Source organism: Dyadobacter pollutisoli (assembly GCF_026625565.1).
GTDB lineage: Bacteria > Bacteroidota > Bacteroidia > Cytophagales > Spirosomataceae > Dyadobacter > Dyadobacter pollutisoli.
Map to the genome: position 1 here is coordinate 1,939,021 of NZ_CP112998.1, position 21,320 is coordinate 1,960,340.

Here is a 21,320-nt window from a genome sequence, read left to right on the forward strand (position 1 = left end):
TATCCCCAGGCAAGTGAGTTTGAATTCTTCCAGTTCGCAGATTTTATCATCCATCCAATACGTTCATTCGACTTTCCTGGACAGGGAAGTGACCATTTCCGTGTTGCTTCCTGCCGCGTATGATCCGGTTCGGCTCTACCCATTGCTGCTGTTTAATGATGGTCAGGATTTTGAAGCCCTGGGTATGGCTGCATTGTTGGAGCGGCTTTCCGGCAAGCCGTTTATAGTAGTTGGCATACACGCAAATCATGACCGGATCTATGAATACGGTACATCGGTTCAGCCCGATTATGCCGACAGGGGGAACAAAGCTGGCGCAACCACTAGCTTCGTTTTGCAAGAGTTGCTTCCATTTTTGAAAAATCATTATAACATTAAAATGTCCGGCATTACTCACGCAGGTTTTTCGCTTGGCGGTTTGATGGCGCTGGACATTGTATGGAACCATCCTGACATATTTTCAGCGGCTGGTGTATTTTCCGGTGCGTTGTGGTGGAGGCAAAAAGCACTAAATGAAGGTTATAGCGATTCCGACCGGATCATGCATCGCCAGATACGGAACTCGGCAGCAAAACCGGGACTGAGATTCTGGTTTCAATGTGGTAGCCTCGACGAATACGATGACCGCGACGGTGATGGGGTCATAGACTCCATTCAGGATACATTGGAGTGCATCGCTGAACTGGAACGAAAAGGATATGGGTGGAACAAAGAAGTTTTTTATCTGGAAGTGGCGGAAGGTAGGCATAACCCGCAAACCTGGGCCACAGTGCTGCCCGACTTTTTGGAATGGATGTCGGGCATTGACCAGGAATAATTATAAGCCGGATAGAAACGCCATCGTGTCTACCGAGTCAGCATAGTCGGAAAGGCCGGGCTGCTGGGCGGTTCCCGGTGGGAGCAAGCCTGGGATATTGACTGCGCTGGTACCGACTACACATTGAATTTGATCCTCATTTTCTGCTATAAGTGCCTGCACCTCTCTCAAAGAGCCGTATGTTTCATAATGAAGCACACTGATCGCAGAAACCAGAGACCTGCTTTCGGTGATCAGCAGAAAACCATTGTCAAAATGGGGTACCCGGTTGACCAGGAAAATGGATTTGTTGTATTCGTAGTTGTTGAAGTATTTGTGGTGGTTCAGATAATCTGCTGAGACCTCCTCGACAGACTCGTAGAACTTGGTAAAGTCATATCCTTCAGGGACATATAGCTTGGAAACATTGCGGCATCCCAGCCCAAAGTATTGAAATACATCCCTGCCCAGGTTTTTTAATTCTTCCACGCTTTCGTTACCGGTCAGGATAGCGATCGATGTGCGGTTTTTGCGGATGATATTGGGTTTTTTAGCGAAATAGTAATGAAAGTACCGGGCTGTGTTATTGCTTCCCGTCGCAATATATGCATCCGATGCATTGAGGCGTTCTGCGAATTGAATGCACTTTTTAAATTCCGGTTCAATAGAGATCAGTGCATTCAGGATCGCGCGGATGAGCATTTCGTCGTCCGAGCTGGGCTTTACCAGCAGCGTATGGCCGCTGATCAGCACACACAATGCGTCGTGAAAACCTACGGCGGGTATATTGCCGGCCATCACTACCCCAATTTTTTGGAAAGACGAGGGCTCGGAATATTGCCCGGCCCATTCGCGCAACGCTTCTTCATTAAGATATGATGTAGCGATTGCGCGCAACGACATGGCTACATTAGACGGCGTAAACCAGTTATTTTTGCTTCTGGCAGCGGCAATCCAGTCTTCAATAAGCTGCTCGTTTTCGGTGTCGGTGATGAATTTGCCAAGATTTATAAACGCGTTTATTCTCTTAATTCTTGATATCATTCTAATTGAACTCTAAATAGTTTTATTGCGGGTGCTGTTTTTATTTTTCTGATTGTTGGGAAACTATAAATAGTTATATTTGTTACTCTAAACAGAAGAATAGCAACAAATATAAACAATCCGGCGACTATGGCTATAATGATAACCGATGAATGCATAAATTGTGGGGCGTGCGAGCCAGAGTGCCCCAACACAGCAATTTATGAAGGAGGTGTAGAATGGACTTGGGGCGATGGAACCAGTCTGGACGAAGTGGATTTTGGCGATGGCACTGTCGTAAGTGGTAAAGAAAAGCAATCCCCTGTTTCGGACGAATTTTACTATATAGTTTCTGATAAGTGTACGGAATGCGTTGGTTTTCATGAAGAGCCGCAGTGTGCAGCCGTTTGTCCGGTAGATTGCTGTGTTCCGGATCCGGATAACGAAGAAGAAGAGGAAACGCTGCTTGCCAAAAAAGCATGGATGCACGGTGAATAAAACGTGTTGACCAAATAAGATTTTGAAGCCCAGATGGAAGCCCCGCTACAAGCGGGGCTTTTTTTTGCCCTTACCTTTTCTAAAATGTCATTATAATAATAAAATTTCTTAATAAGTATAACCATCAGCTGTTTATAATATTCTGTTTATTGGATCATATACAGAATATTAATTTTCAATGTAAAAGGTCGTTTTTGACCATTTTATGTTTATAAAACGATAAAAAAGAGTAAAAAATCATGATAATTGTATTTTTTTATATAAAAACAACTGATTATATTTGATAAATATAATTTAAGTACAATATTTGATCCAGTAATACAGCCGGAGAGTAATATTAACTTAAACAGAATATAATTATGAAAAAAGTCTATTGTACAGTATTATCTTTGATGGTTCCTTTTTTGACTTTTGCAAAGTCGGGTGATGACAAAAAGGCAGTTAAGGCAGATACAATAATTGTGGCAGAGGTAGAAGAGGAGGCGCAGGGCGCATTTGCATTTTCCGGTTATCTGGATTCCTATTACATGGCTAACTTCAATAAGCCAGCGTCAAGGTCCAACATGGGTGCAACCAATGCGCGCGTATTTGACCAGAAATCAGGACAGTTCTCGTTGGGTCTGGTTCAGACAAAAGTGGTTTACACCAATGCTAAATCAGAAGCCGTAGTTGATTTGACATTTGGTCCTAATGCTAACCTGGGTAACTATGGAAACGCATTGTTCAACACCGCGCTCGCGATCAAACAAGCTTATTTCACTTACAAATTCACAGACAAGTTTTCGATGACCGCCGGTCAGTTCGGAACTCACATTGGTTATGAGGTTATCGACGCCCCTGCCAACTTCAACTACTCACTTTCTAACTTATTTAACAACGGACCTTTTTACCACGCAGGTTTGAAAGCAACCTACGCGTTTTCTGACAGAGCATCTTTAATGGTGGGTCTTGTCAATAACGTGGATGGACTCGGTGATAACAACCGCAAGAAAGGATTCATCAGTCAATTGTACTTCAAACCAGTTGAAAACTGGAATGTATATCTGAACTACATCGGAAGTAATGAAGCAAATTCCATCGACAGTACTGGAAAACAGCCAGATGGTTTCTACCAGGTTTTTGATTTGACAACCAGCTTCCAGATCACTCCGAAATTCCTGCTTGGTCTTAATGCTGCATACGGAAGCCAAAAAGGAGATTATCAGGGTTATGGCGGACCTGTCGATTCAGAATCATGGAGCGGTTTCGCAATTTATGCCAACTCAGCCTTGACTGACAACTTTGGAATCGGTGCCCGCTACGAATATTTTAACAATGATAACGGTGTTCGTGGATTGTTGACGCCCGCAGGACTTGGAACAAAGGTTAACTCAGTTACTTTAACTGGTAACATCAGCCTGGCCGACGGACATATCCTAGTTAAGCCTGAATTCCGCCTGGATGCTTATCCAAAGGTTAAAGGAGCAGGTGAAGCGCAACAATTCCAGGACTCAGATGGCAACTGGACCAAAAACAGCCAGACAACTTTCGGACTAGCGTTTATTTATAAATTCTAAGTATATTACAAATACCTTCTTAATCTATAATAACAATTAACTACAATGGAAAAACGTAATTTCATTCCACTGATTATTTTACTGGTAATCAGCATCCTCGGTGCCTTCGTACCCAATGTTCCGACACAGATTGTCACCGAAGGTATTAACTCTGGTGACACCGCGTGGCTGCTTGTATCGTCTGCGCTTGTATTACTCATGACTCCTGGTCTTGCTTATTTCTACGGAGGAATGGTTAATAACAAGAATGTTATTTCTACCATGCTTCAAAGCTTTATCGCAATGGGCGTGATCAGTGTGTTATGGGTTGTTGTAGGATTTAGTATCGCATTTGGTGACGACATTGGTGGATTTATTGGAAGCCCGACGACTCACTTCATGTTCAAAGGTGTATTGGACGGACCAGTTTGGGGTACTATTCCTTTCGCTTTGTTCGCAATGTTCCAGATGAAGTTCGCGGTTATCACACCTGCATTGGTAACTGGTTCTATGGCTGAGCGTGTTAACTTCCGTTCTTACGTGTTGTTCATTATCCTTTTCTGTATCTTCATTTACTCTCCATTGGCTCACATGACATGGCATGCTGATGGTATCCTTTTCAAAATGGGTGTGCTTGACTTTGCTGGTGGAACTGTTGTTCACATGTCTGCTGGATGGGCTGCATTGGCTGGTGCTCTTTACCTGAAAAGACGTAAGTCTCTGATGGAAGATCATGTATTGCCTCCTGCAAACATTCCTTTCGTTCTTTTGGGAACAGGTTTACTTTGGTTCGGATGGTTCGGTTTCAACGCCGGTTCTGCTTTGACAGCTTCTCCTTTGGCCGTTTCTGCTTTCGCAACTACTAACACTGCCGCTGGTGCTGCTGGTTTGTCTTGGGTACTTTTCGATGTAGCAAGAGGTAAAAAAGTTTCAGCGCTTGGTTTCTGTATCGGTGCAGTTGTGGGTTTGGTAGCTATCACTCCTGCTGCTGGTTTCGTAACTGTTCCTGCATCTCTTTTCATCGGTACCATCGCTGCTGTAATCAGTAACTATGTTGCTCACCTTCGTACACGTTCTACATTGGATGACACCCTTGACGTATTCCCTTGCCATGGCGTAGGTGGTATGGTAGGTATGTTGATGACCGGTGTGTTCGCTACAAGCGGTGTAAACTCTCTGGTAACTGACCAAGGTCTTGCGTTCGGAGAAACAACTTTGTTTATCAATCACGTAATTGCCCTGGTAGGTGTATCTGTTTTCGCATTCGGTGGCTCACTGCTATTGCTTAAAATCACTGACCTTATCCTACCGCTGCGTGTTTCTGAGCAAGATGAAAAAGCTGGTCTTGACATCAGCCAACACGATGAGTTCCTTGTTGAGGCGTAATTTTACTTAACGTTATATATAAAAAATAGAGATCCAGGAAACGTTTCCTGGATCTCTATTTTTGTGGTCAGGTGTGGTCAGGAATTGTCAAGGGTGGTTAGGTGTGGTCAGGAATTGTCAGGTGTGGTCATTTATTGTCAAGTGTTGTCATTTAGTCGCTACCGATAACTATCAATGACGACTAATGACAATCAATGACTATTCTTGACGACTAATGACAATAAATGACGACTAATGACTATTCTTGACGACTAATGACAATAAATGACCATTAATTTCAATGCACCAGTATCTCTTCCATTTCCGTCACCTCCATTAGTCCTTCGCCATTAATGTGATCGTAGACGATTTCCTTCGTCTCGTTGATGAGCAATGGATCGTACTTCACCGCTACGCGAACGTAGTTCTCAGTAAATCCAAGCATTTGTCCATTCTGGATCTCGTCTTCAAAGAGCACGACAGCTTGTTTGCCAATTTGCTGCTCATAGAAGAACCGTTTTTTCTTTTCGGACAATATATGCAGCATTTTCGAACGCTCCGCTCTTTCACCCTTCTGGACGATGGGCCTGATCGCTAGTGCCGCTGTATTCTCCCGCTCAGAGTAAGTGAAAACGTGCAGGTAGGAAATATCCAGTTCGTTGAGGAAGTTATAACTTTCTTCAAAAAGCTCGCGGGTTTCTCCCGGATGTCCTACGATCACGTCCACACCAATGCAGCAGTCCGGCATTAGCGACTTGATTTTTGCGACACGTTCGGTGTAAAGCTCACGTTTGTAGCGGCGCTTCATCAACCCGAGTACTTTATTGGAACCAGATTGTAACGGAATGTGAAAATGTGGCGCGAAGCGTTTAGACTGCGCTACAAATTCAATGATCTCGTCAGTCAGCAGATTGGGTTCGATGGATGAAATCCGGAACCTGAGAATCCCCTCTACTTCATCCAGTGCTTTCACCAAATCGAGGAATGTTTCTTTTCTCTCACCATTCTGTAAACCGAAATCGCCGATGTTCACGCCCGTCAACACAATTTCCTTCACATCCCTGGCCGCGATTTCTCTGGCCGCTTTCACAATATTTTCTATGGTATCCGATCGGCTTTTACCTCTCGCCAGCGGAATGGTGCAGTAGGAGCAGGGATAGTCACAGCCGTCCTGCACTTTCAGGAATGTACGTGTACGATCGTTGAGAGAATATGACGTGTGGTATTCAACGGCATTGTCAATATGCGAAGCAATCACCTGCGCGGGTCGCCCCAGAGGTGTTTTTTCAAATGTATCGATCAGTTCCACCAGTCTGAACTTCTCCGCTGCGCCGAGCACGGCATCCACACCGGGGATTTCAGAAATTTCTTTGGGTTTCAATTGGGCATAGCATCCGATGATCGCCACATATCCGTCTGCATTGATCTTTTGTGCTTCACGGACGATCTTACGACACTTTTTGTCCGCATTTTCAGTAACGGAGCAAGTGTTGATGATAAAAATATCAGGCTTTTCGTTGAATTCAACTTTCGTATACCCTTTTTGCTCAAACATCCTGCCGATAGAGGATGTCTCAGAATAATTCAGTTTACAGCCTAATGTATAAAAAGCGACTTTTTTCATTGTTTTCAAATATTCTGCAAAAGTACGAAAATTTACCGGCTATCGGCTTTCAGCGGTCGGCTGTGAGACTTTGGCCGTCAGCAATCGGCCGTCGGCTATCGGCTGGATTGGGCCGAAAAGCTACTTCCCAGCATTACTATGATCGCCGATGTCTGACCGCCGAATGCTGACTGCCCCTCATTACCTTTTCAAATAATCCGAAAACGAAGCCTGCAAGTAAGCTTTGCCTAAATCTTCCTCCTTTACATTCAGTGTTCCTTTTCTTTCAATTATATTTCCTCCGATATTGTCCCTGACCAGAAATCCGTCCGGTTTCATCCAGCCCAGGCCATTGTTAAATGCGAAGTAAGCAAAGGCGTTACGATCTTTCCTGAAAATATCATTGCTCCAAGAGAATGTCTGCGCTGGCAAATGTACCTGGTTCAGCAATGTTGCTGCCAGATCAGTTTGCGAAGCAAGGCTATCAATCTGTACATTCTTCTTTTTCAGTGCGCCGCCAAGCCAAAGCATTGGAATATGGAATTCGGCCGGTTTGCCTTTTTGAGTTTCAGGAAGCGGGTGTCCGTGGTCCGCGATGATGATCAGCAGCGTATTCTTCCACCAGGGTTTTGTCTTGGCTTTTGTTATAAAATCTCCGATCGAAGCATCGGTGTAATGATGCGCATTCAAAAATAAATGCTCAGGGTCTTTGCCTTCAATAACGGTTTTGACCGGCACTTCGAAAGGTTCGTGACTGCTTAATGTAAATAATGTGCTGAAAAAGGGCTGTTTCTGTGTATCCAGGTCACCCAGGAGCCGGTTTAGTACAATATGATCATGTGCTCCCCATTTGGAATTCATATCAGCGGCACCAAAATCATTTTTATCAATAATCTTGTCGAATCCTTGCTGAAGAAAATAGGATTTCATGTTTGCAAACTCGGTCTCACCGCCATAATAGAATGATGTGTACCAGCCATTTTTCTTAAATTCCTTCGGTAGCGAAGGCAATGAGATGGTTTTTTTCGGGATCTTGATAATGGAATTGGTGGGCTGTGCCGGGTACCCGCTCAGGATTGCAACCATACCTTTGTCGCTCCGGTTGCCGCTGGCGTACACATTGGTGAACAGCATGCCTTCTTTTGAAAGCTTTTCAAACTGTGGCGTTACATTTTTTACGCCACCCAGTCCGGCTGCTACTTTCGCCGTAAAACTCTCCCAGATAATGACGACCACATTCACTTTTCCAGTCGTGTCGATCACCTGCTCGGTTGCACCTGTGCTGTTGTAAAGCGACGATACCATTTGATCGGCCTGCTTCTCATCGTAGTAAACGAATGGGTTACTTTTGGAATAACTCGCATTGAGAAGTGAGCTCATGTAATTCCAGGGGACATTTACAGCGGCATAATTGGCAAAGCTTTTGTCACTGAAAAACACCGCACTCTCATTCATAGGCGCCAGCTGTAATCCCCCGCGAATGGGTATGATGAGACTACCCGCCAAAATAATGAAAACAGGAATGGTATAGCCGAACCCAACTTTACGGAATGACGCCGTGGTGCGTTCAATAATGGTTTTCAGGATCCTGTAAACCAGATAGAACAATACCCCAAAAAGAGCTAGAAGTGGGAAAACAGGTGCGGCGCCCATGGAAGCCCAGGCCTCTACGGGTGTTTCAAGGTAATGCAATGAGGTACCATCAATCCGGAAGCCCCAGGCCTTAAACAGTTCAAGATCAGTTACGACCAGCAGGGTAATGAAGAAGGAGACGACAAGGCTGTAAATGGACAGGGTCTTATTATACCATTTCCATTTGTTTGCCGTGAAAACAAGTAGTAATGTTGGGATGACGAGTATGTAGGAAGCGAAAGAAACGTCCATCTGCAAGCCGTGCCGGGCACTGCTGACCCAAAGGAAAGATGGCAGCTCAATCGTTTTTTTATAATGGTAAATAAGAAAAAGAACACGGAAAAACTGAAAAAACAGCACCCAGCTCAGTCCATATAAGGCCAGAAATTCTAATCTTTTGCGCATTGGTGTCTTGGAACAATTCGCAAAGTTCCGAAAAATGGGCTAACGGATAGTCATAAGAGGTTATTTAAAATGAAAATCTGGTGAAGAATTGTTGATCGTGTTCTTAAATAAATAATTTTGGGGAGAATTAATATAAATCAATATATAAATGACTTTTCGTTCAAAGGCTTTTGAGATTGCGCAAGGCCGTGTTGCCCCGGTACTAACCCCTCCCACAGAAAGAGTAGCTGACTTATACGGTAGTAATACTTTTAGTGATGACGTCATGAAGACCTTGCTTTCAGCAGAGGCTTACACGAAGATTTCAAACGCGATCCGTTCCGGCTCCACGATTGACCGGGAGGTAGCAGACGAAGTTTCGGCCGCCATGAAGTCCTGGGCCATTTCCAAAGGCGCAACACATTATACGCACTGGTTTCAGCCATTGACCGGTACCACCGCCGAAAAACACGATTCCTTTTTTGATCTCACGATTGACGGAAAGGCTGTTGAAAAATTCAAGGGAAGTGCGTTGGTTCAGCAGGAACCGGATGCTTCCTCATTTCCGAGCGGAGGCTTACGTGCAACCTTCGAAGCAAGAGGTTACACAGGCTGGGACCCGAGCTCGCCCGCTTTTTTAATGGATAACGGGGCAGGGGGAAAGACGCTCTGTATTCCTTCGGTTTTCATTTCCTACACGGGAGAGGCGCTGGATTATAAAGCGCCATTGCTGCGCTCGCTGGTTATGCTTGACAAGGCTGCTACCGGCGTTTGCCAGTTTTTTAACCGTGATGTGGATAAGGTAACGCCAACGCTGGGCATTGAGCAGGAATATTTTCTGGTAGACAAGGCGCTATATTATGCCAGACCTGATTTGTTGATGGCGGGCCGTACGGTGTTTGGGCACAGCCCGGCACGCGGCCAGCAGCTGGACGATCATTACTTTGGTTCCATTTCACCGCGGGTGAATGCATTCATGGTAGACTTTGAATTCGAAGCATTGAAATTGGGTATACCTGTTCGCACCAGACATAACGAGGTGGCGCCGGGACAGTTTGAATGTGCCCCGACTTTTGAAGAGGTTAACCTGGCCATTGATCACAATGCATTGCTGATGGACCTGATGCAGAAAGTGGGGGATAAGCATAATTTTCAGGTACTGTTTCATGAAAAACCTTTTGCGGGAATCAACGGCAGTGGAAAGCATAATAACTGGTCACTGTCAACAGACACGGGCATCAATCTTCTGGCGCCTACTTCCAAACCCAAGGAGAACCTGCGCTTTCTTACGTTTTTGATGAATGTGGTGAAAGCCGTTCATGACCATGCGGACTTGCTGCGGGCTTCCATTTCTTCTGCCGGTAATGAGCATCGGCTCGGGGCTAATGAGGCTCCTCCGTCCATTGTATCGGTATTCCTGGGTAAGGATCTGACCAATATGCTGGAAGAACTTGTCAACAAGGGCGAAATTACATTGGAAAAGGGCGAAAACTTCTACTATAAGCTGGGAATCACGCGGATACCTAATTTGCAGAGAGATAATACCGACCGTAACCGAACGTCGCCATTCTGTTTTACAGGTAATAAATTTGAGTACCGCGCGGTGGGAAGCTCTCAGAACAGCGCATCCCCCATGATCGTTTTGAATACCATTGTGGCCAATCAGCTTATGGAGTTCAAAAAAGAAATGGATGAAAGGTTAGCGGCCGGTGAAGAGAAAAAAGTAGCGACCGTGGAAATCCTGAAAAGGTATTTTACCGAATCGAAAAACATTCTTTTTGAAGGAAATGGCTACTCGGACGAATGGATCGAAATGGCGAAAAGCCGCGGATTGAGCAATATTCGTGAAACCTACGATGCGTTGTATGCCTATACCACCGACAAGACCATTAATGCTTTTGAGAAAATGGGTGTGTTGACCTCGCGCGAACTGCATGCGAGGTACGAGATCGAACTTGAAAATTATGTTAAAAAGTTACAGATTGAATCGCGCGTTATCGGCGATCTGGCGCTCAATCACATTGTTTCGACAGTAGTCAAATACCAGTTCAAACTTGCGCAGACGGCCCGATCGTTAACAGACCTGGAAATGTTGGAAGAAGCCGCCCCGATCAAGGAAATTATCAAGGACATTTCTTCTCACATTGTTGTGATCAAACGATTGGTACATGAAATGACGGAGGGCCGTAAAACAGCCAATAACATTGAGGACCTGTTTGAAAGGGCAAAATACTATGGATCAGAGGTAAAACGCTTCTTTGATGAGATCCGGTATCACGTCGATAAGCTGGAATTATTGATCGATGATGAAGACTGGCCTTTGGCAAAGTATCGCGAAATGTTATTTTTGGAATAAATTTGCACATAACGCTAATTATTAAATAATAGAAGATTATGAATCCGGGATTTGATCCAGAAGAAATTGCTCAGCTGAAAAGAGAATGCAAAGCAGAGCGATTAAACTTTACTTATGTTGAGGACGAATTTGAAGAGGACGAAGAGGAAAATAATGAACACGCTCATGTTCAGTTCGTTGGATACTACAAGGAGAAGGAAGTGATCTATGATGCCTTGATCTATACATTGAGGTTGCATCATTCCACGCTGGTATATGATGCCGCGCTGGAAAGATTGAAAAAGGAGATTCCAAATTACATTTCTCAGGACGAGCGCCCTGAAAATTATAAAATCAGCCCGGAACAGGAAGAAGAAGCTGAAATTTTACTGACGGAATTTATTGAGGAAATTGAGGAGAATGAAGAAATTACAGTTCGCGAACACATTGAAATTGACGATCAGTTCGAATACGGGATCGGTCTGGAAGTAGGTTTAAATAAAACCGAGATCAATGAGAAGACTATCAACGATTTCATCATCCGCTTTAATGCGGGCAGGATCCAGCTCGATGCGACGCTTTACTCATTTACAGGAAGCGAAGAGCAGGATTAAAATCCCAGAAGGATGAAATTTTGGTAGGGAAAAATGTGATGATAATAACGAAATCCCAGAGGGATGTAACGTCATGTACTACGTTACATCCCTCTGGGATTTTTTAAAATCGCGCATACCCGTAATTTTGCTACCGATATTACGTCGCTCCACGATTTTAAAATCCTTACAAACAAAAAAACCACCGGAAGGTGGTTTTTTTGACGTTATATGTTGGTCTGCGATTATAGAGCAGATTTAACAGTCTTGATGATACGAGCTGCAACTTTGTAAGGATCAGCAGCAGAGTTTGGACGACGATCTTCCAGGTATCCGCTCCATCCTTTTTGAGGAACAAGAACAGGGATACGGATAGAAGCACCACGGTCAGAAACACCGTAGCTGAAATCGTGGATAGAAGCAGTTTCGTGCTTTCCAGTCAGACGAAGGTGGTTATCAGCACCGTAAACTTCGATGTGTTCTTTCACTACCGGACGGAAAGATTCGCAAACTTTGTCGAATACTTCTTTGCTACCCGCAGTTCTCAAAGCTGTGTTTGAGAAGTTAGCGTGCATTCCGCTTCCGTTCCAGTCAAGCTCGCCCAAAGGCTTGCAATGCCAGTTGATAGCAACACCATATTTTTCACCGATTCTTTCAAGCAAGTAACGGCCAAGCCAGATTTGGTCACCGGCTTCTTTCGCGCCTTTTGCGAAGATCTGGAATTCCCACTGTCCTGCTGCAACCTCAGCATTGATACCTTCTACATTAAGTCCCGCGTCAAGACAAGCGTCAAGGTGCTCTTCGATAATGTCACGGCCGAATGCATTGTTTGCACCTACTGAGCAATAGTATGGTCCTTGTGGTGCAGGGTAACCATTTGCCGGAAAGCCAAGTGGTTTATTTGTTTCAGTGTCCCAAAGGAAATATTCCTGCTCGAAACCGAACCAGAAATCATTGTCATCATCTTCAATTGTTGCACGGCCGTTAGAAACGTGTGCAGTTCCGTCAGCATTAAGAACTTCACACATTACTAGATATGCATCTTTACGCAATGGATCAGGGATAATGTAAACAGGTTTCAATAAACAGTCAGAAGAACCGCCAAGCGCTTGTTCGGTGGATGAACCATCAAATGACCAGTTGCTGCAATCTTCCAATTTCCCACTAAAATCGCTTTCAATTTTGGTTTTGCTACGTAAACTTTGGGTCGGCTTGTAGCCATCCAACCAAATATATTCCAGCTTGGATTTTGACATAATAGTACTAGATAAAGTGGTGACGAATAATTATAACGGCACAATATTAATGCAAAAATGTATTTCCAAAAAATAAAAACTAAGAAAAATTAACCATATGCAGAATATTATTGTGTTCATGGTAGTATTGTCAGTAAAAAATGTATTATTCTTATAAAATGCGTGGGATTTGAAAAACTACCATTATTGAGAAATTTCTGTAAAATACCATTCAATAGGTGTGAAATGTAGTGTTAAAGACATTCAATCGTGATAAAATGCAATAAATCAGGTTGCTTTCGCTCATATCAGTAACTGAACTTATAATATATAGGGCTTTCTACACAATTGCGGAATTATTCTATATTTTTGAAAAAGCGAATGATGATTTTTATATTACTATATTACTGAGAAATGCATTTATTTTATCAGCCTGACCCGAAACTTTTTGAATTAGATGAAGAAGAGGCCAGGCACAGTTATAAGGTTTTAAGGCTGGGTTCGGGAGATATTATCCATGTTACAAACGGCCGGGGACTTTTGCAGAAATGTATTTTGAATGTCCAGGGCAGGAAGGTAGGCTACGAGGTGGTGGAGTCGGTCTTGATGGAGCGTCGGAGTTTTGCGGTACACATCGCGGTGGCACCTACACGCAAGGCTGAAAGGAATGAATGGATGGTGGAGAAAATGACCGAAATTGGGGTGGAGCGGATTGATTTTCTGATCACGGAACATACTAATCCTGAGACTATAAATAGGGTGGTTAACCTCAGTAGGCTCAACCGGATCGCGGCATCGGCCATGAAACAGTCGCAGCAATATTATTTGCCTGTCATTACAGTAAATAACAAGTACGAACCGTTTATTAAAAGCGCGACAGAAGCCGTGAAGCTCATGGCCTATGTACCCGACCAGAATAAGGTGGAACACGTTTTTAGTAAGGTTAAAAAGGATAGCAGCACGTCGTTGTTAATTGGCCCGGAAGGTGATTTCAGTGAAAAGGAAGTTGCGCTGGCCCTGGAATATGGTTTTACCACCGTATCGCTGGGACCGACGAGATTAAGAACTGAAACGGCCGCTGTGACTGGTTGTCATGCCATTAACCTGGCTCAAATCATTTAAATATTGAATACCATGCCCCGATCCATCATTCGTTACCGGTTTGCTTGCCTCATTGTTTTGATTTGTGGATTTCAGGTTGTCCAGGGGCAGTCTTCACTCAAAATCGCCAAGCTGAAATATGGCGGCGGCGGTGACTGGTATGCTAATAAAACGTCTTTGCCAAACCTGATCAAGTTTTGCAATGCAGAACTGAAAATGAATATCAATCCTGTCGAGGATGTAGTGGAGGTAGGTAGCCCGGATATTTTCGCGTACCCGTTCGTGCACATGACGGGTCACGGGAACGTGGTTTTTACGGATGCTGAAGCGCAGAATCTACGCAATTACTTGCTATCGGGCGGATTTTTGCACATCGACGACAACTATGGTCTCGACCAGTTTATCCGGAGGGAAATGAAGAAAGTTTTCCCCGAATTGACTTTTGTAGAGCTTCCTTATGATCACCAGGTTTATCGCATGAAGTACCATTTTCCCGAAGGTTTGCCCAAAGTGCATGAGCACGATGGCAAGCAGCCACAGGGTTTCGGGCTGATCTGGCAGGGCAGGCTGGTGTGTTATTATAGCTATGAAACCGACCTGGGTAACGGCTGGGAAGACCAGAGCGTCTATAACGATCCGGAAGAAATGCGCAGAAAGGCGCTGCAAATGGGCGCAAACCTGCTGAGCTATGCATTTATGATCTTGTAAGAAGATTGCGCGCTTGTTGCAAAATTCTGGATGTAGCTTTATAAATATATTCCAAATTTAGTTTTTCAAATTTCGGTTTTCTAACCTCTTACCCTTACTTTTGTACAAAGTATAGTATATTAAAAATTCCAACCGGTTCCATGTATATAGTTCTTGCCGTTTTTGTTGTACATTGGTATTTATCCCTTTTCTGTCAAACCTTTTTTCTGCACCGTTACTCCGCTCATAAGATGTTCATTATGAGCAAGCCATGGGAGCGGTTCTTTTATTTGCTGACTTATCTTTCACAAGGTTCCTCTTATTTAAGTCCAAGAGCTTACGCGATTCTTCACCGCATGCACCATGCTTTCAGTGATACTGAGAAAGATCCGCACTCGCCACATCACACTAAGAATGTGTTTACGATGATGTGGGAAACCAAGAATATTTATAATGCGGTGTTGAGCCGAAAAAGAGCAATTGAGTCACAATTCGAGAGAAATTATCCTGAGTGGAGGTTTATCGAGAAGCTGGGTGATTCCTGGCTTTCGCGTTCCGGCTGGGCTTTGTTATACACCGCATTCTACATCCTTGCTTATATTTATCTGGATATGCATTGGGCCTTCTTTTTCCTTTTGCCTGTACATTTTCTGATGGGCCCTATTCACGGAGCGATCGTTAACTGGAGCGGCCATAAATACGGTTATCAAAACTTTGATAATGACGACAAATCAAAGAACTCGCTGATTTTTGACTTTCTAATGATGGGAGAGTTGTTTCAAAATAATCACCACAAGAAACCAAATTCAATCAATTTCGGATCAAGATGGTACGAAGTCGATCCAACCTATCCGGTGATTAAGATGTTGAATAAGTTGAAGATCATTGAAATTCGAAAGAAGAGCTAGGTCAAAGGTTTTGTTAATGACTGGTCGTTGATGCGTCATTAGTTGTCAGGTGTTGTCATTTATAGTTAGGGTTGTAAATAGTCTTTGAGGCTAATGCGACCCTTTTCTTTTAACTAAAAACTATAAATGACCGCTTCGAATGACTAAACAAGACAATAAATGACCTTTATCACCCATTTACTAAGAAACAGGTTTGGGGTACCCCACAAAAAAACTTTGGCAGGTGTGAGATACACCTGCCAAGTTTGCTTATTAACACCACAAAAAATGAAATCCTTAACAATACCCTCAGATGTACTATCTCTTAGGACAATACAAATAAATCAAGGAATACTTAGAATGGCATTAATAATAAGTTAGAATTTCCTTAGAGACGCAAAAAAGTTACCCGAAACGTGGTACCCTTCGGCTGATTGGAATTAATGGAGACATTACCATTGTGCAGCTTAACGATCCGCTCCACCAGCGAAAGCCCGATCCCGTATCCTTTGATGTTAGCCGTGTTGACGCTTCTGTAAAAAGGCTGAAAGACCAGGCTCTGATCTTCCTTTGGAATACCCTTCCCATGATCTGAAAAGCCGAGTACCAGCTGGCTGCGCGAAGCGAGGAGGCTGACAGTCACCGTGTTGTCATCTGAAAACTTGCAGGCATTGTCCATCAGGTTCAAAAATGCAGTTTTAAGCAGGGTAGAGTTGCCTGGTAGTTCCAGCCAGGTATCATCCTCTGGCAGTTCATCAAAATTGAGGATAATGTTATAAGCCGGGTTTGCTTGCGCCAGGCTTAGCCGGCAATCGAGTAGCAGGTCGTCCACCCGGGTCGTTTCCGTGAGCAGGTCACGCTGGTCCTCGCTTACTTTTGCGAGTTCCAGCAATGTATTCGAGAGCTGCGCCAGTTCGTGGATGTCTTCCAGTACAGATCGTATCGTGAGCTGGTACTCGGCCGTATTTCTTTCTTTAAGCATGCTCACCTCCAACTGTGAGCGCATTTTGGTCAATGGGTTTTTGAGCTCGTGAGAGACATTGGCCACAAATATCTTTTGCATTTGAAAAGCGGTCTCAATCCGGTCCAGCAACTTATTGAATGTGGTCGTTAAGCGCCCTATTTCATCTTTCTGATTGGGAACATCCAGTCTCGTATCGAGCTTTTGCGGTAAAATACCTTCTACCGCATTCATTACCTTGGATATTGGCCGCAATGCTCTTTTCGAAAATATCCACCCTACGAGCGCTACAATGATGGTTACGATGAAGAACATTACTGTCAGCAAAGTGCTCAGGTTGGACAGGTTGGCCTGCCCATACAAATCTTTCGCTCCGAGCATGACCACAGCCCGGTTGAAGGGATATTTGTAATAAAGGCCCACTACTTTATAGTCACCGTCGGTGTACCGGATCTGGCCGGCTTTGCGGATTTCATCGAGCCAGTAGTTGGATACGTGCAATGCTTTGGATTGAGATGCCGTATTGCTGTAAATCAAACGATTTTTTTCGTCGAAAATGAAGATATTTTCATCGTATATCAGATCGCGATTGGTTTCATCCAGTGCTTTCAGTACTTCCGAATTGATGAGGGGGACTTGTACTTTTAGCAGCAGCTCGGCCTGTGACTTCGCTTTGGAGCGAAGCCGGTCGTAAAAATCCTCGGTAACGTTGTAGTAGGAGAAGAAGTAGATTGCAAAAAAAGTAATCAAAAGGATACCGCTTACCAGCAAGGAAAACTGAACAGTAAGTCGGGTTCGAATTTGCATATCTTATTCAATTTTAAGCACATAGCCCATTCCGAATTGGGTATGGATCAATTTCACAGGATAATCCTTATCGATTTTTTTACGAAGATAATTGACATACACCTCAATCACATTGGTACCGGTATCAAAACCAATATCCCAAACCTGCTCGGCGATCTCAACTTTGGATATAACCCGGCCCTGGTTACGGATGAGGTACACGAGCAAGTTGAATTCCCTGGCTGTGAGATTGATTTTGTTTCCCGAGCGATGTACTGTTTTGGCGTCCAGCGATACTTCAAGATCAGCAAAGCGCAAAACCTGAGCGGTATGCGACACGGTCGATCCTCTTTTGGTCAGCGCGCGTACACGGGCCAGCAGCTCCTTGAATTCAAATGGTTTCACCAGATAATCGTCAGCTCCCGCGTCAAGCCCGGTAACCTTGTCGTCCGTAGTACCCAATGCCGTAAGCATTAAAATGGGCGTTTCGTCGCCCCAGGTGCGTATTTCACGACAAAGTTCAATTCCATTGATACCCGGTATAATAATGTCGCTGATGATCAGCTGGTAGGTATTGTTTCGCGCAAGTTGTCGTCCAATGAGCCCGTCGTAAGCAATGTCCACCTCATACCCGTTTTCTTCCAGTCCTTGCTTAATGGATTGCAGCGTTTTCGGTTCATCCTCGATCAATAATAATTTCATACGGCGTGCAGGAATAATTCGGACACTTCTTTCCAGTTGGAAACGCGTTTATAGGAAGTGTCTTTCAGGTTATGAGGAGCGGTGAACAAAATGCCCTCACCTTTGAATGCGACTAGATTACGTACGTGGTCATCGATCAGATAGTCGGACTGAATGATGCTTTTATAGCCGCAAAAAACAATATTTGTCCATGGAATGAACGGAAAATATTTATGCAGCCAGTCAAATTTATCCTTGAACGAATTGGGGAATTCCATGCAGGCGGTAGCTACAAAAAGGTCGTAAAATCGCGACAACTTGTAAACGGTTTCTTCCGCACCTTCTTTCACTTTGATATCTGCAAAGAAACCTGGCGTGTCAATGATTTTATGTAGTTTGGATAACTGTTTCGGATGCAATAGCTCCCGTAACGCCTTGGAATTCAGATCATCTTCATTTAATGTTGTTGCAAAATCATTCAGAATGATCTCAACGAGCCTTTCGTGTGTATTGGCCAGAACATCATCCATATCCAAAGTTAGTCTCAGCATCAGATAATGGTTCTGTGGACGTCGAAATTTTCCAGGTAATCATTAACCCGTTTAAGGAAAAGCCCTCCCAATGAACCATCCACGACCCGGTGATCGTAGGAATGGGAGATAAACATCATGCTGCGGATACCGATCAGGTCACCTTGTGGTGTTTCGATCACCGCAGGTTTTTTCTTGATAGCGCCAAATGCCATAATGGCGACCTGAGGCTGTACTATGATCGGCGTCCCCATCAGGTTGGCGAATGCACCAATGTTGGAAACGGTATAGGTACCACCCGCCAGATCGTCCGCTTTCAGTTTATTCTCTCTGGCGCGTCTTGCAAGGTCATTTACTTTTTTGGCTAGTCCTGCAAGATCATATTGGTCGGCGTGGTGAATCACCGGAACGATCAGGTTGCCATCCGGCAAAGCCACCGCCATACCAATGTTAATGTCTTTCTTTTTAATGATCTTATCACCATCCACCGAGATATTGATCATCGGGTAATCTTTGATCGCCTTTACAACCGCCTCTATCAAAATCGGTGTAAATGTGATGCTATCGCTCGTTTTCTTTCGGAATTCGTTTTTCACCTGCTCTCTCCACTTGACAACCGGTGTCATATCGGCCTCAATGAAAGAGGTCACGTGTGCAGAAATTTTTCTGGACTCAATCATGCGCTGTGAGATCATCTTACGCATACGGTCCATTTCAATGATCTCATTACTGCCGTTCAGGGAAGTCGCAATGGGAGCCACGGGTTTTTTCTGACGGTTATTCAGGAAAGAAATGATATCGTTTTTGGTAACCCGGTTTTCAGCCCCGGTCCCTGGTATTGTAGCCAGTTCGTTCGCACTGATATGCTCTTCACGGGCAATGCTCAGTACAAGCGGGGAATAGAATGTGTTGCTTTCTCCATTATTGCGGGCATATTCCTGTGCAGCCTCGCTCTTTCTGCTGAGAGCTTCCTGAAAATCCTTTTCAAGATACGAAGCCGTTTCGGCGACCGACGCTTCGGCGACCGACGTTGCCGAAACTTGGGTTGCGGCAAGATCAGCGGCTACTTCCAGTACCGGTTGCAGTACAGGCGGCGTAATGGTAACCTCAGCGTCTTCCACCTGAATGTGAGCGACCGCGCTGCCAATGGCCACTACGTCATTTTCCTTTACGAGCCATTCGGTCAGAATACCTGAGTAGGGGCAAGGTACTTCCGTATCCACTTTGTCGGTAGCCACTTCCAATATTGAATCGTCAATCCCTACAGCATCCCCTGCTTTTGCAAGAAGGTGGAGCACAGTACATTCCAGAATACTTTCGCCCATTGGAGGCATTACCATTTTTACTATTTTCATACTGATATTTTTCATCGGCCGCGACATTGTTATTTCGCAGCCCGTATTAAAGTCTTTTCTTTCAGCTCTTCAACGCCATGTTGGCTTTAAGTATCGTTTTTCTCAACAGATTGAGAGCATAGGAAGAAGTTAGTTCTATGTTGATTTTTCTATTGTTTCTCAATGTCAGAAGCTGCGTGTAAGTTTCATCGGGCGTAGCGCAGGCAATCCACACTGTACCTACCGGCTTTTCGGCAGTACCGCCGTCGGGGCCAGCAATGCCTGTGGTAGAAACTGCGAATGTGGTATTGAGTACCCGGCGCGCACCTTCCGCCATTTCACGGGCCGTCTGTTCGCTTACAGCGCCGAATTCTTCCAGCGTTTCGCGGGACACACCAAGCACATTCATTTTGACACTGTTGCTGTAACTCACCACTGATCCTTCAAAATACGCGGACGAGCCTGGTACGCTGGTGATCTGGTTGGCCACAAAGCCTCCGGTACAGCTTTCCGCCGTGCCCACAGTAGCATTACTATTAATAAGCAACGTTCCGATTACCGTTTCAAGTTCATCCGTGTTGTAACCGAAAACATGTTCTTCAATCAGAGGCAGTAACTGGGATACTTGTTCGTTCAATTGCCTTTCCAGTAATTCCTGATCAGTCCCGGTACCGGTGAGCCGAAGCCTTACCTGCCCGAAATGAGGAAGATAAGCAAGCTTAATGTGATCTGGCAGCGCATCTTCCCATGGTGCTATTTTTTCTGCAAGAAAAGATTCTCCTATACCAATGGTGCGGATTGATTTATGTTGAATGATCTGCGTGGCAAAGCGTGCTTTAAGCCTCGGCAGGATCTCAAATTCCATCAAGCTCTTCATTTCGTACGGTACGCCGGGGAGCGATACGTAAATGACTTCATCTTTTTCAAACCACATGCCCGGTGCTGTTCCCCACAAATTAGGAATGTAGGTACAGTTTTTTGGAAGGGCAGCCTGTTGAATGTTCAGCTCGCTCATCGCACGGCCTCTTTTGGCAAAAAATTCGGTAACCAATGCAAGGGCTTCCTGATTGATTTCTAATTCTGTTCCAAAATATTCGCAAAAAGTATGTTTGGTAATATCATCCCTCGTTGGTCCCAGGCCTCCGGTTACAATGATTACATTAACCCGCGTGCTGGCTTCCGCGAACGCGTCAAGAATGTCCTGGCGGTTATCCCCCACAGACGTTTTCCGAACGGGGCGGATCCCTATATCAGTAAGTTGAGTGCCAATCCATTGTGTGTTGGTGTCAGTAATTTGTCCAAAAAGAATTTCATCACCGATGGTTATTATTTCAGCCCGGGTAGTGGGAACCAT

General features: G+C 44.5%; 18 protein-coding genes. 9 read left to right on the forward strand and 9 right to left on the reverse strand.

Going from position 1 to position 21,320, the window contains the following annotated elements:
• The first annotated feature begins 13 nt into the window (after positions 1–13).
• Positions 14–817 carry an alpha/beta hydrolase gene (locus tag ON006_RS08055; protein ID WP_244818990.1) on the forward strand — a complete coding sequence of 268 codons (804 nt, stop codon included), beginning with the start codon at positions 14–16 and terminating at the stop codon, positions 815–817.
• Here ON006_RS08055 and ON006_RS08060 read toward each other — a convergent pair whose 3' ends face one another.
• A complete protein-coding gene (locus ON006_RS08060) occupies positions 818–1,840 on the reverse strand; it encodes an acyl-CoA reductase (protein WP_244818989.1) in 1,023 nt (340 codons plus the stop codon).
• A 129-nt stretch (positions 1,841–1,969) separates the two neighbouring features.
• Here ON006_RS08060 and ON006_RS08065 point away from each other — a divergent pair, with 129 nt between their 5' ends.
• The 3 genes from ON006_RS08065 (at position 1,970) to ON006_RS08075 (ending at position 5,238) form a co-directional block, all read left to right on the forward strand.
• Complete coding sequence (locus ON006_RS08065) at positions 1,970–2,317, forward strand: 4Fe-4S binding protein (RefSeq protein ID WP_244818988.1); 348 nt, start codon at positions 1,970–1,972, stop codon at positions 2,315–2,317.
• 359 nt (positions 2,318–2,676) lie between these two features.
• Entirely contained in the window at positions 2,677–3,873 is a 1,197-nt protein-coding gene (locus ON006_RS08070) for a porin (RefSeq protein WP_244818987.1), read from the forward strand.
• Between the two features lie 45 nt (positions 3,874–3,918).
• A complete protein-coding gene (locus ON006_RS08075) occupies positions 3,919–5,238 on the forward strand; it encodes an ammonium transporter (RefSeq protein ID WP_244818986.1) in 1,320 nt (439 codons plus the stop codon).
• Positions 5,239–5,515: 277 nt separating this feature from the next.
• Here ON006_RS08075 and mtaB read toward each other — a convergent pair whose 3' ends face one another.
• On the reverse strand, positions 5,516–6,841 hold the full coding sequence (gene mtaB, locus ON006_RS08080) for a tRNA (N(6)-L-threonylcarbamoyladenosine(37)-C(2))-methylthiotransferase MtaB (RefSeq protein WP_244818985.1): 1,326 nt from the start codon (positions 6,839–6,841) through the stop codon (positions 5,516–5,518).
• 180 nt (positions 6,842–7,021) lie between these two features.
• Positions 7,022–8,857, reverse strand: coding sequence for an LTA synthase family protein (locus ON006_RS08085; RefSeq protein WP_244818984.1), 1,836 nt, complete (start codon positions 8,855–8,857; stop codon positions 7,022–7,024).
• Between the two features lie 148 nt (positions 8,858–9,005).
• On the opposite strand from ON006_RS08085, the gene ON006_RS08090 reads away from it, so the two are divergent.
• Both ON006_RS08090 and ON006_RS08095 read left to right on the forward strand, forming a co-directional pair.
• Positions 9,006–11,192, forward strand: a complete 2,187-nt coding sequence (locus ON006_RS08090; RefSeq protein WP_244818983.1) for a glutamine synthetase III family protein — start codon at positions 9,006–9,008, stop codon at positions 11,190–11,192.
• Positions 11,193–11,230: 38 nt separating this feature from the next.
• Positions 11,231–11,785: a hypothetical protein gene (locus ON006_RS08095; RefSeq protein WP_244818982.1), complete on the forward strand. Its 555-nt coding sequence runs from the start codon at positions 11,231–11,233 to the stop codon at positions 11,783–11,785.
• Positions 11,786–12,009: 224 nt separating this feature from the next.
• Here ON006_RS08095 and ON006_RS08100 read toward each other — a convergent pair whose 3' ends face one another.
• The gene (locus tag ON006_RS08100; protein WP_244818981.1) at positions 12,010–13,020 is read right to left on the reverse strand and encodes a glutamine synthetase beta-grasp domain-containing protein; all 1,011 of its coding nucleotides are present in this window, start codon (positions 13,018–13,020) and stop codon (positions 12,010–12,012) included.
• 393 nt (positions 13,021–13,413) lie between these two features.
• Between ON006_RS08100 and ON006_RS08105 the strand changes: the two genes are divergently transcribed.
• The 3 genes from ON006_RS08105 (at position 13,414) to ON006_RS08115 (ending at position 15,695) form a co-directional block, all read left to right on the forward strand.
• A complete protein-coding gene (locus ON006_RS08105; RefSeq protein ID WP_244818980.1) occupies positions 13,414–14,121 on the forward strand; it encodes an RsmE family RNA methyltransferase in 708 nt (235 codons plus the stop codon).
• Positions 14,122–14,133: 12 nt separating this feature from the next.
• Positions 14,134–14,808: a DUF4159 domain-containing protein gene (locus ON006_RS08110; protein ID WP_244818979.1), complete on the forward strand. Its 675-nt coding sequence runs from the start codon at positions 14,134–14,136 to the stop codon at positions 14,806–14,808.
• Between the two features lie 140 nt (positions 14,809–14,948).
• Positions 14,949–15,695, forward strand: a complete 747-nt coding sequence (locus tag ON006_RS08115) for an acyl-CoA desaturase (protein ID WP_244818978.1) — start codon at positions 14,949–14,951, stop codon at positions 15,693–15,695.
• Between the two features lie 367 nt (positions 15,696–16,062).
• Here the strand turns inward: ON006_RS08115 and ON006_RS08120 are convergent, their stop codons facing one another.
• The 5 genes from ON006_RS08120 to ON006_RS08140 all read right to left on the reverse strand — a co-directional run bounded on the left by ON006_RS08120 (position 16,063) and on the right by ON006_RS08140 (position 21,320).
• Positions 16,063–17,442 carry a sensor histidine kinase gene (locus ON006_RS08120; RefSeq protein WP_244818977.1) on the reverse strand — a complete coding sequence of 460 codons (1,380 nt, stop codon included), beginning with the start codon at positions 17,440–17,442 and terminating at the stop codon, positions 16,063–16,065.
• 3 nt (positions 17,443–17,445) lie between these two features.
• Positions 17,446–18,123, reverse strand: a complete 678-nt coding sequence (locus ON006_RS08125) for a response regulator (protein WP_244818976.1) — start codon at positions 18,121–18,123, stop codon at positions 17,446–17,448.
• Positions 18,120–18,653, reverse strand: a complete 534-nt coding sequence (locus ON006_RS08130; protein ID WP_244818975.1) for a 5' nucleotidase, NT5C type — start codon at positions 18,651–18,653, stop codon at positions 18,120–18,122. The genes ON006_RS08125 and ON006_RS08130 overlap by 4 nt, the downstream gene beginning before the upstream one ends.
• Positions 18,653–19,987, reverse strand: coding sequence for a dihydrolipoamide acetyltransferase family protein (locus tag ON006_RS08135; protein ID WP_244818974.1), 1,335 nt, complete (start codon positions 19,985–19,987; stop codon positions 18,653–18,655). The genes ON006_RS08130 and ON006_RS08135 overlap by 1 nt, the downstream gene beginning before the upstream one ends.
• Positions 19,988–20,048: 61 nt before the next feature.
• Positions 20,049–21,320 carry a competence/damage-inducible protein A gene (locus tag ON006_RS08140; protein WP_244818973.1) on the reverse strand — a complete coding sequence of 424 codons (1,272 nt, stop codon included), beginning with the start codon at positions 21,318–21,320 and terminating at the stop codon, positions 20,049–20,051.

Coding starts and splice junctions, on each gene's coding strand:
- ON006_RS08060 (WP_244818989.1), bottom strand. CDS start 1,840: ATGATATCAAGAATTAAGAGAATAAACGCGTTTATAAATCTTGGCAAA.
- ON006_RS08065 (WP_244818988.1), top strand. CDS start 1,970: ATGGCTATAATGATAACCGATGAATGCATAAATTGTGGGGCGTGCGAG.
- ON006_RS08070 (WP_244818987.1), top strand. CDS start 2,677: ATGAAAAAAGTCTATTGTACAGTATTATCTTTGATGGTTCCTTTTTTG.
- ON006_RS08075 (WP_244818986.1), top strand. CDS start 3,919: ATGGAAAAACGTAATTTCATTCCACTGATTATTTTACTGGTAATCAGC.
- mtaB (WP_244818985.1), bottom strand. CDS start 6,841: ATGAAAAAAGTCGCTTTTTATACATTAGGCTGTAAACTGAATTATTCT.
- ON006_RS08085 (WP_244818984.1), bottom strand. CDS start 8,857: ATGCGCAAAAGATTAGAATTTCTGGCCTTATATGGACTGAGCTGGGTG.
- ON006_RS08090 (WP_244818983.1), top strand. CDS start 9,006: ATGACTTTTCGTTCAAAGGCTTTTGAGATTGCGCAAGGCCGTGTTGCC.
- ON006_RS08095 (WP_244818982.1), top strand. CDS start 11,231: ATGAATCCGGGATTTGATCCAGAAGAAATTGCTCAGCTGAAAAGAGAA.
- ON006_RS08100 (WP_244818981.1), bottom strand. CDS start 13,020: ATGTCAAAATCCAAGCTGGAATATATTTGGTTGGATGGCTACAAGCCG.
- ON006_RS08105 (WP_244818980.1), top strand. CDS start 13,414: ATGCATTTATTTTATCAGCCTGACCCGAAACTTTTTGAATTAGATGAA.
- ON006_RS08110 (WP_244818979.1), top strand. CDS start 14,134: ATGCCCCGATCCATCATTCGTTACCGGTTTGCTTGCCTCATTGTTTTG.
- ON006_RS08115 (WP_244818978.1), top strand. CDS start 14,949: ATGTATATAGTTCTTGCCGTTTTTGTTGTACATTGGTATTTATCCCTT.
- ON006_RS08120 (WP_244818977.1), bottom strand. CDS start 17,442: ATGCAAATTCGAACCCGACTTACTGTTCAGTTTTCCTTGCTGGTAAGC.
- ON006_RS08125 (WP_244818976.1), bottom strand. CDS start 18,123: ATGAAATTATTATTGATCGAGGATGAACCGAAAACGCTGCAATCCATT.
- ON006_RS08130 (WP_244818975.1), bottom strand. CDS start 18,653: ATGCTGAGACTAACTTTGGATATGGATGATGTTCTGGCCAATACACAC.
- ON006_RS08135 (WP_244818974.1), bottom strand. CDS start 19,987: ATGAAAATAGTAAAAATGGTAATGCCTCCAATGGGCGAAAGTATTCTG.
- ON006_RS08140 (WP_244818973.1), bottom strand. CDS start 21,320: ATGGTTCCCACTACCCGGGCTGAAATAATAACCATCGGTGATGAAATT.